The organism is Flavobacteriales bacterium (assembly GCA_013001705.1).
In the GTDB taxonomy this organism is placed as follows: Bacteria; Bacteroidota; Bacteroidia; order Flavobacteriales_D; family JABDKJ01; genus JABDLZ01.
The window spans coordinates 1-3,535 of record JABDLZ010000268.1; the positions used below are offsets into that span (position 1 = coordinate 1).

The window sequence follows — 3,535 nt, forward strand, 5'->3', positions numbered from 1 at the left end:
ACCTGCTCAGAGCCTGGTGTCACGGTGAAATGAGCTTTGGGTGTGATCTTCTTATCCACTGCCTGTTTGGCCACCGAGGCAGATCGGGAGATATCCTCGTAGCTGGAATTGGTGCAGGATCCGATGAGCCCATACTCCACCTTTAGCGGCCATCCATGCTCCTTGGCCTTGGCTCCCAGTTCGCTGATAGGTGTATATAGATCCGGGGTGAATGGACCGTTCAAAGAAGGCTCCAGAGTATTCAGGTCGATCTCGATGACCTGATCGAAATATCGTTCTGGGTCGGCATAGACCTCGGCATCACCGGTGAGGTGTTCTCTGATGCGATCGGCCTCCTCGGCCACATCGGCACGTCCGGTAGCGCGGAGGTAGCGGCTCATACTCTCATCATAACCAAAGGTGGAGGTCGTAGCACCTATCTCGGCACCCATGTTACAGATGGTACCTTTTCCGGTACAGCTCATGCTCTCGGCCCCTGGGCCGAAATATTCCACAATGGCACCTGTCCCTCCTTTTACCGTGAGGATCCCTGCCACTTTGAGGATGACATCCTTGGAAGAGGTCCAGCCGTCCAATTTCCCAGTGAGTTTGACTCCGATGAGTTTGGGGAATTTGAGTTCCCAAGGCATTCCTGCCATGACATCCACAGCATCAGCACCTCCCACTCCAATGGCCACCATACCCAGTCCACCGGCATTGACCGTATGCGAATCCGTACCGATCATCATTCCACCTGGGAAGGCATAGTTCTCCAAGACCACCTGGTGGATGATCCCGGCCCCCGGCTTCCAGAATCCGATCCCATATTTATTAGAGACCGACTCCAAGAAGTTGAAGACCTCGTTGTTCTGATTCAATGCATTCTGCATATCGGCATCCGCTCCTACGCGAGCCTGTATCAGGTGATCACAGTGCACTGTACTCGGTACTGCCACTTTCTTCCTTCCCGACATCATGAACTGCAGCAGGGCCATCTGGGCCGTAGCATCCTGCATGGCCACGCGGTCCGGTGCGAAATCGACATAGCTCTTACCTCGTTGATATTCCTCCGTGGGATTTCCTTGCCATAGATGGGCATAGAGGATCTTCTCTGATAACGTAAGTGGTTTACCGAGCAGTTTCCGAGCAGCTTCTACGCGTCCAGGGAATCGCTCATATACCGCTTTGATCATGTCGAGGTCGAATATCATTTCTTGTGTCTTTTTATGGGGATGGGAATCCCGATTTGTGGGCTGGCGAATGTACGATTTTAGAGGGTGAATATCCAGTCCTGAGGCAGGGACATCCTGAAAAGGATAAATTCGTGATATGGCCGATTCCCATCATCCTCACGCACATAATCCCCTCCGTGAAGAACCCATCAAGGTGGGTGATCCACATACCGACAGTGCAGGACTGGGCGCACTTACTTCCGTAGGAAAACAAGTGGTCAAGTACATGCGGCCCGGTGAAGCGGTCAAGCTCATGGCCCAGCTCAATCAGAAGGGTGGTTTTGACTGTCCCGGTTGCGCATGGCCCGATCCGGATGACGATCGTGCAACCCTGAGCGAGTACTGCGAGAATGGTATCAAGGCCATTGCTGAAGAAGCGCAACGTCAACGGATCGGTGCCGAGTTCTTCGCCAGACATTCCATCGATGAATTGGCCACTTGGACCGATTTCGAGATCGGCAAGGCCGGTCGATTGGCCGAACCCATGTATCGAGCAGAAGGCGATGACCATTACCGCCCTATCGCTTGGGAGGATGCTTTCAATAAACTGGGCAAACACCTTCAGTCCCTGGATGACCCAGATGAGGCCGTCTTCTACACGTCAGGACGGACAACCAATGAAGCGGCATTCCTCTATCAGCTCTTTGTACGTGAATTCGGCACCTCCAATCTTCCCGATTGCTCCAACATGTGTCACGAGGCCAGTGGAAAGGCCCTCTCTGAGACCTTGGGAATCGGGAAAGGATCGGTCACCTTGGATGATCTGCATAAGGCTGAATTGATCTTCGTCATCGGCCAGAATCCCGGTACCAATCACCCACGTATGCTATCGGCACTGGAAAAGTGCAAGGAGAATGGCGGGAAGATCATCTCGGTCAACCCTTTGGCTGAAGCCGGACTCATCCGATTCACCGACCCCAAGAAACCATGGAAGATGATCACTGGAGGTTCACCTTTGACCGATATCCATCTGCCCGTCATGATCAATCAGGATGTGGCGCTCTTCAAGGCCATCATGCTGGAACTACTCGAGAGGGAAGAAAGCAAGGGGGATGTCTTCGATCACGATTTCATCCGAGTGAATACTCACGGTTACGAGGCCTTTATCCAAGACCTAAAGACCTACAATAAGGCCGACTGTGCGCGGGCTTCAGGTATCTCATTGGAGACCATAAGCACGGTGGTAGACCTCATCGAATCACGGGACCGCATCATCATCTGCTGGGCCATGGGACTTACTCAGCACGAGAATGCCGTGGACAACATCCGCGAACTGGTCAATCTGCTCCTTCTCAAAGGGAGTATGGCCAAAGAAGGCGCAGGTACCTGTCCGGTTCGTGGACATAGCAATGTGCAAGGCGACCGCACCGTGGGAATCTGGGAGGCCGCACCGCAGGCATTCTTGGATAAGATAGAAGCCAAATACGGATTCAAACCCAATCCAAATCACGGCTATGCCGTGGTGGATGCCATACAGGCCATGCATGAGAACAAGGTCAAGGTGTTTGTAGGGATGGGTGGGAATTTCCTCTCGGCCGCGCCCGATACCGACTATACGGCCCAAGGATTCAACAACTGCGAGCTGACCGTACATGTGAGCACAAAGCTCAATCGCTCCCATCTGGTCACCGGAAAGGAAGCACTGATCTTCCCTTGCCTGGGTCGCACGGAGAAGGACATCAAGGCTACGGGCCTGCAGAAACAGAGTGTGGAGAACAGCATGGGTGTAGTGCATACGACCCAGGGCGTGCTGGAACCTTGTAGCGAACAGCTCTTGAGCGAAGTGGAGGTCATCTGCCGGATGGCCCATGCCACATTGGGTGACCGCAGTCAGGTGCAATGGATGGACTATGTGAGTGACTACAGCCTCATACGCGATGACATCGCTGAAGTGGTGGATGGATTTACGGACTACAACCGCAAGCTCTTGGAACCTTCTGGATTCTATCTGCCCAACGGTGCGCGTATCGGTCAGTTCAAGACCGAAAGCGGCAAAGCACAGTTCTCCCTCAACAAGCTACCCGAATGGACCCTGGCCGAAGACGAACTCATGATGATGACCATACGCAGTCATGATCAGTTCAATACGACCATCTATGGCCTGGATGACCGCTATCGTGGGGTGTACAATGGCAGAAGAGTGATCTTCATGCATCCAAAGGATATGGAAGCACGCGGCCTCACCGAGAAGGACATCGTGGATATCACCTCGACCTATGATGGTCAGCTGCGTAAAACAGAGCATTTCAAGGTCATCCCCTACGAGATTCCTCGCTCATGTTGCGCGACCTATTATCCGGAGACAAATGTACTCGTACCTATTC

The 3,535-nt window shown here is 53.1% G+C and carries 2 protein-coding genes; one reads left to right on the plus strand and one right to left on the minus strand.

Annotation, left to right across the window (positions count from 1 at the left end):
* Nucleotides 1-1,190 (minus strand): aconitate hydratase (locus tag HKN79_10740; GenBank protein NNC84042.1); only part of this gene is annotated, 1,190 nt, incomplete at its 3' end.
* Nucleotides 1,191-1,308: 118 nt separating this feature from the next.
* Here HKN79_10740 and HKN79_10745 point away from each other — a divergent pair.
* A partial coding sequence (locus tag HKN79_10745; protein ID NNC84043.1) for an FdhF/YdeP family oxidoreductase occupies nucleotides 1,309-3,535 on the plus strand: 2,227 nt, incomplete at its 3' end.